This window comes from Nocardia sp. NPDC003345 (assembly GCF_053589395.1).
Window position 1 is genome coordinate 1 of record NZ_JBSFRU010000343.1, and the last position, 6,645, is coordinate 6,645.

6 protein-coding genes are annotated in these 6,645 nt (G+C 67.9%); 1 reads left to right on the forward strand and 5 read right to left on the reverse strand.

The window, feature by feature from the left end:
• Positions 1–96: 96 nt before the first annotated feature.
• The 5 genes from pafA to dop all read right to left on the reverse strand — a co-directional run bounded on the left by pafA (position 97) and on the right by dop (position 5,217).
• A complete protein-coding gene (pafA, locus tag ACWDU1_RS27300) occupies positions 97–1,455 on the reverse strand; it encodes a Pup--protein ligase (RefSeq protein WP_357430260.1) in 1,359 nt (452 codons plus the stop codon).
• Between the two features lie 305 nt (positions 1,456–1,760).
• Positions 1,761–2,513 carry a proteasome subunit alpha gene (gene prcA / locus ACWDU1_RS27305; RefSeq protein WP_450002788.1) on the reverse strand — a complete coding sequence of 251 codons (753 nt, stop codon included), beginning with the start codon at positions 2,511–2,513 and terminating at the stop codon, positions 1,761–1,763.
• Positions 2,510–3,382, reverse strand: coding sequence for a proteasome subunit beta (prcB, locus tag ACWDU1_RS27310; RefSeq protein WP_450002790.1), 873 nt, complete (start codon positions 3,380–3,382; stop codon positions 2,510–2,512). Before prcB ends, prcA begins: the two co-directional genes overlap by 4 nt.
• Positions 3,379–3,573, reverse strand: a complete 195-nt coding sequence (locus ACWDU1_RS27315) for a ubiquitin-like protein Pup (protein ID WP_030521323.1) — start codon at positions 3,571–3,573, stop codon at positions 3,379–3,381. The genes prcB and ACWDU1_RS27315 overlap by 4 nt, the downstream gene beginning before the upstream one ends.
• 144 nt (positions 3,574–3,717) lie before the next feature.
• Positions 3,718–5,217 (reverse strand): depupylase/deamidase Dop, encoded by a 1,500-nt coding sequence (gene dop, locus ACWDU1_RS27320; protein ID WP_450002792.1) that lies wholly within the window; start codon positions 5,215–5,217, stop codon positions 3,718–3,720.
• A gap of 91 nt (positions 5,218–5,308) precedes the next feature.
• Between dop and ACWDU1_RS27325 the strand changes: the two genes are divergently transcribed.
• Complete coding sequence (locus ACWDU1_RS27325) at positions 5,309–6,499, forward strand: DUF418 domain-containing protein (protein ID WP_450002794.1); 1,191 nt, start codon at positions 5,309–5,311, stop codon at positions 6,497–6,499.
• Positions 6,500–6,645 lie beyond the last annotated feature (146 nt).

Genomic DNA, 6,645 nt, shown 5'->3' on the forward strand with positions numbered 1-6,645 from the left:
TGTCAGCGCTCGAAGCGAGGCGGCGCAGCCGCGAGTCTCGAGCGCTGACAGCAGACGCTAAGGAGGGCCGAACCTCGAGCGGCGGAGCCGCTCCAGCTACATCGAAGCGATCAGCCGGTCCACCCGCTCGTCGACCGACCGGAACGGGTCTTTGCACAGCACCGTCCGCTGCGCTTGATCGTTCAACTTCAGATGCACCCAGTCCACCGTGAAGTCCCGCCCGGCCGCCTGCGCCGCTGTGATGAAGTCGCCGCGCAGTTTCGCCCGGGTGGTCTGTGGCGGGGTGTCGACGGCCGCGTCGACCGCGTCGTCCTCGGTGATCCGTTTGGCCAGCCCTTTACGCTGCAGCAGGTCGAACACACCCCGGCCACGTTTGATGTCGTGGTAGGCGAGGTCGAGCTGGGCGATCTTGGGATCGGCCAGTTCCATGCCGTAGCGGTCCTGGTAGCGCTGGAACAGTTTGCGTTTGATCACCCAGTCGATTTCGGTGTCGACCTTGGCGAAATCCTGGGATTCCACCGCGTCGAGGGTGCGGCCCCACAGGTCCACCACCTGGTCCACCTGCGGATCGCGTTCGCGGTTGCGCAGATGTTCGACGGCGCGGGCGTAGTACTCACGCTGGATGTCGAGGGCGCTGGCCTGCCGGCCGCCGGCCAGTCGTACGGGGCGCCGGCCGGTGAGGTCGTGACTCACTTCGCGGATCGCGCGGATGGGGTTGTCCAGGGCGAAATCGCGGAAGGAGACGCCGGCCTCGATCATCTCCAGCACCAGGGCGGCGGTGCCGACCTTGAGCATGGTGGTGGTTTCGGCCATATTCGAATCGCCGACGATCACGTGCAGGCGCCGGTATTTCTCGGCGTCGGCGTGGGGTTCGTCGCGGGTGTTGATGATGGGGCGGGAGCGGGTGGTCGCCGAGGAGACGCCTTCCCAGATGTGCTCGGCCCGCTGCGAGAGGCAGAAGGTGGCCGCCTTCGGTGTCTGCAGTACCTTGCCGGCCCCGCAGATCAGCTGCCGGGTGACCAGGAACGGGAGCAGTACGTCGGAGATGCGGGAGAATTCACCGGCCCGCACGACCAGGAAGTTCTCGTGGCAGCCGTAGGAGTTGCCCGCCGAATCGGTGTTGTTCTTGAACAGGTAGATGTCCCCGCCGATACCCTCCTCCGCGAGGCGCTGCTCGGCGTCGATGAGCAGTTCCTCCAGTACTCGCTCCCCGGCCCGGTCGTGGGTGACCAGCTGGACCAGGCTGTCGCATTCGGCGGTGGCGTACTCCGGATGCGAACCGACGTCGAGGTAGAGCCGGGCGCCGTTTCGCAGGAACACGTTGGAGCTGCGCCCCCACGACACCACCCGGCGGAACAGATACCGGGCCACCTCGTCGGGACTGAGCCGGCGGTGTCCGTGGAAGGTGCACGTCACACCGAATTCGGTCTCGATCCCCATAATTCGTCGCTGCACACTATCGAGGTTACAGCGCTGAATGAGCCCTGCGGGGCGGTGCGGAAAACCCGATGTATACGGCTTGGCAACGATTAGGCCGTCGATCGTTCGCCGAATGGGCATCCGAACCCGAGAATCCGCAGCTTCGGGGCCCATTCCCGGTCCCGGACCGGCCGCCGGAGAGGGGCCGGAACCGGTCGCGCGGACCCCGGCCACAAGGCATCGGTTCAGGCCGATCGGGGCACGGAAACGGGCCGAGCACCGCCGTGGCGGTGCTCGGCCCGGGTTCGTGCCCGGCGGCGGGAGGCTGCCCGCGCAGGCGGTCAGTCCGGCTTACCACCCGTTTCCGGGGCGGCGTCGCCGGCTTCACCGGTGGTACCGAGCAACTCATCGAGGGCGGCCCGGCCTATCCGCCGGAACGCCCGCCGCGGCCGCGCCTGTTCCAGGGTCGCGACCTCGAGCGATCCCACGCCCAGGGTCCGCTTGTCCTTGTCGGAGCCCTCGCTGGCCTGCAGGGCCGCTACGGCGACCGCGATCGCCGAGGCGAGGTCCAGACCCGCCCGGTAGGTGTCCTTGAGCGCGGCGACGATGGGCTCGGTGGTCCCGCCCATCACCACGTACTCGCGCTCGTCGACGATCGAGCCGTCGAAGGTGATCCGGTAGAGCACCGATTCGGGCTCCTGGTCCGGATAGCTCACCTCGGCGACGCAGATCTCCACCTCGTAGGGCTTGAGCTGATCGGTGAAGATCGAGCCCAGCGTCTGCGCGTAGGCGTTGGCCAGGGCACGCCCGGTGACGTCGCGACGGTCGTACTGGTAGCCGCGCAGATCGGCCTGCAGGATGCCACCCCGGCGCAGGCTCTCGAACTCGTTGTATTTGCCGACGGCGGCGAAACCGGTCCGGTCGTAGAGTTCGCTGACCTTGTGCAGGGTGGCCGAGGGATTCTCCGCGACGAACACCACGCCTTGGTCGTAGGCGAGCACCACGACACTGCGGCCCCGGGCGATCCCCTTGCGCGCGAGCTCGGTCTTGTCGCGCATGATCTGCTCGGCGGACGCATACAGCGGCAGGGTCATGCCCGTGCGCTCCCTTCCTCGGCGGCCTCACGGTCCGCGGCGATACCGCGCGCGATCTCCTCGAGCCGGGCTTCGGCCACCTCGACGGCGCCGTCGGCATCGATGAGGATCGCGGTCGGGTAGATCCCGCGCAGCAGGTCCGGCCCGCCGGTGGCGGTATCGTCGTCCGACGCGTCCACCAGGGCCTCGACCGCGATCCGCAGGGCGCGGTCGGAATCGATCCCCTTGGCGTACAGCTTCTTCAACGAGGTCCGCGCGAACATCGAGCCGGAACCTACCGCGGTGAACCCGAAACGTTCCTCGCTGCGCCCGCCGACCACGTCGTAGGAGACGATGCGCCCGGCCCGGTCCGGATCGGTGGCCTGCTCGTCGTAGCCGACCAGCAGCGGCACCACGGCCAGGCCCTGCATGGCGGCCGGGAGGTTGTCGCGCACCATCTTCGACAGCTTGTTGGCCTTGCCGTCGAAGGTCAGCGAGACGCCCTCGATCTTCTCGTAGTGTTCCAGCTCCACCGCGAACAGGCGCACCAGCTCGATGGCCATGCCCACGGTCCCGGCGATACCGGTCGCCGAGTAGGTATCGGTGATATGGACCTTCTCCACATCGCGCCCGGCCAGCAGGTTGCCCTGGGTGGAGCGCCGGTCGCCGGCGATCAGGACCCCGCCCCGGTAGGACACCGCGACCACGGTCGTGCCGTGCGGTGCGATGTCCCCCGCGGCACCGCCGCCGGGAATTCCGGCGGCGGTGGACTGGCTCAGGGCATCGAATCCGTTGCTGGGCAGTAGATCCGGTGCCTGCTGACGCAGATGTTCGGAAAAGGACGACAGGGCGTACCCCAACTGGAGACGCAAGGGGTCACCTGAGGTCACTGGCCACCTTTCTGCACGTAGGCGCGAACGAAGTCTTCGGCGTTCTCTTCGAGCACATCGTCGATCTCGTCGAGCAGGTCGTCGGTGTCCTCCGCCAGCTTCTCGCGCCGCTCCTGACCCGCGGCGTCTACGCCGTCGACGCCTTCGTCATCGTCGCCGCCCCCGGCGCGTTTGGTCTGCTCTTGTGCCATCGCAGCCGACCTCCTCTGTTTCCACCGACCGGACGCTGGTGCGTACCGGACGAATCGTGAGCAGCTCTCTGTGCTCGTTCCTCAACACTACCCAGCCGGGACGACACGTAGTCGTATAACGTCGCACCCGGCGGCGGGCCGGGCTCAGGTGGTGAGCTGTCGTACCAGGTCGGCCGCGGTATCGACACCGTCGAGCAGGGTGCCGACGTGGGCCTTGGTGCCGCGCCGGGGCTCCAGCGTCGGGATCCGGACCAGCGAATCGCCGCCCAGGTCGAAGATCACCGAGTCCCAGCTCGCGGCCGCGATATCGCCGCCGAACCGCCGCAGGCATTCGCCCCGGAAATAGGCGCGGGTATCGGTGGGCGGCTGGGTCATGGCGTCGAGGACCTGCTGTTCGCTGACCAGCCGCTTCATCGAGCCGCGGGCCACCAGCCGGTTGTAGAGGCCCTTGTCGAGCCGGACATCGGAGTACTGCAGATCCATCAGATGCAGTTTCGGCGCGGCCCAGCCCAGCCCCTCACGGCTGCGCATACCCTCGAGCAAGCGGAGTTTGGCCGGCCAGTCGAGCAGATCGGCGCATTCCATCGGATCGCGTTCCAGCCGGTCCAGGATCATCTCCCAGTTGTCCAGCAGATCGCGTACCCGCGGATCGTCGTTGCCCTGGACCTCGACGAATTTCGCGACCCGTTCGTGATAGAGCCGCTGGATCTCGAGCCCGGACAGTTCGCGGCCGTCGGTCAGCGCGACCTTGGCGCGCAGCGTGGGATCGTGGCTGATGGTGTGGACGGCGGTCACCGGGCGGGCGAGCTGGAAATCCGAGAGATCCGCGCCGGATTCGATGAGGTCCAGCACCAGCGCGGTGGTGCCGACCTTGAGATAGGTCGACATCTCCGCCAGGTTGGCGTCGCCGATGATCACGTGCAACCGGCGGTACTTGTCGGCGTCGGCGTGCGGTTCGTCGCGGGTGTTGATGATGCCGCGTTTGAGGGTGGTCTCCAGGCCGACCTCGACCTCGATGTAGTCCGAGCGCTGGGACAGCTGGAAACCGGCGTTGTCCCCGGATTGACCGAGACCGACCCGGCCCGCGCCGCAGATCACCTGCCGGGAGACGAAGAACGGGGTGAGTCCGAGAATCACCGCGTTGAACGGGGTTTCGCGGCTCATCAGATAGTTCTCGTGAGTGCCGTAGGAGGCGCCCTTGCCGTCGACATTGTTCTTGTACAACTGCATCCGCGCCGCGCCGGGCACACTCGACGCGTGCCGGGCCGCGGCCTCCATGACCCGCTCACCGGCCTTGTCCCAGATGACCGCGTCCAGCGGATCGGTGACCTCGGGAGCGGAGTACTCGGGATGGGCGTGGTCGACGTAGAGGCGGGCACCGTTGGTCAGGATCATATTCGCCGCCCCGACCTCGTCGGCGTCGATGACCGGCGCGGGCCCGTTCATCCGGCTCAGATCGAATCCGCGGGCATCGCGCAGCGGCGATTCCACCTCGTAGTCCCACCGGGTGCGCTTCGCGCGTGGCACCCCCTCGGCGGCGGCGTAGGCCAGAACCGCCTGCGTAGAGGTGAGGATCGGGTTGGCCGACGGGTCGGCGGGCGTGGATATCCCGTATTCGACCTCGATACCGATGATGCGCTGCATGGGTTCGAGAGTAGGCGACGGATCGCGAATCATCCGCTGAGTGGTACTTCCGGAGGACGCCGTGGCGGGTCCGCGGCCACATCCTCGGAACATGACACGCACGACCGCCGATCCCGGCGTCTCCGGAAACATCCCGTCGCGACCGGCCCGGCTGATCGCCCTGGATGTGCTGCGTGGCCTGGCGATCCTCGGCACGCTGGGTACCAATATCTGGATCCTCACCGATCCGCGGGGCATGGTGGGCTATCTCGACCGCTTGTCCACCGCACCCGCGGACGCGTGGATGTGGGCAGAGAAGGTGCTCCAGCAGTTGGCTCAGGGCAAGTTCCTGGGGCTGCTCACCGTGATGTTCGGGATCGGCCTGGCCATCCAGCAGGCTTCGGCCCGCCGCGCGGGACGCCCCTGGCCGGGCGGGTACCCGTGGCGTGCCGCGCTGCTGTTCCTCGACGGGCTGCTCAATTTCCTGTTGATCGCCGAATTCGACGTCTTGATGGGATACGCGGTCACCGGCGCGATCGTGGCGTTCCTGCTCACCCTCGGCCCGCGCGCCCAGCGCCGGTGGCTGGTCACGATGCTGGGCGTCCATCTCACTCTGATCGGGCTCATAGCCGTCGCGCTGTTCACCGCGGGGCCGGGCGGCTCGGATACCGCCGGCGCGCTGTCCCCGAACCCGTACGCGGACGGTTCGTTCTGGGATCTGGTGCTGTTCCGCGCCGGGAACGCCCTGGTTTTCCGGGCCGAGACCCTGTTCATCCTGCCGATGTCGATCGCGTTGTTCCTGATCGGCGCGCGGCTGTTCCACGCGGGCGTGTTCCTCGCGGAAGGCGCCCGGCTGCGGCGGCGTCTCATGTTCGCCGGATTCGGTATCGCGGCGCCGGTGGACCTGCTGACCGGGGTGCTCGGGGGCGGCGACGCGGTGCTGGTCACCCGCTATCTGGTGGCCCCGGTCGTCTCGCTGGCCGTCCTCGCGCTGGTGGCCGAGTTCTATGTGCGCCGCTCCACCACCGGATTCACCGGGCGCCGGCTCGCCGAGATCGGCCGGACCGCGTTGAGTTGCTACATCCTGCAGAACCTGGTGGCCTCGATTCTCTGTTACGGCTGGGGGTTCGGCCTGGCCGCGCGCTTCGCGCCCGACGCCCGGGTGCCGTTCACAGTCGTGATCTATCTGGTCGTGGTCGTGACGGTCGGGATCTTCGCCCATCTGTGGCTGCGCCGGTTCGAGCGCGGACCGGTGGAATGGCTGTGGCAGGCGAGTTACCGGCGCCTCACCGGGAGCCGCTGAATCACGACCGGATCCACCCACGGCTCCCCCGCCGCCGGATATGACCCCGGACACCGCTGTACCGCCTCCGTGCGCGCAGTGACCGACACACCAGCGCGCTGTCCCGCCGGCGGTCCGGTGAACTGCCACGATGGAACCCGGCCGGG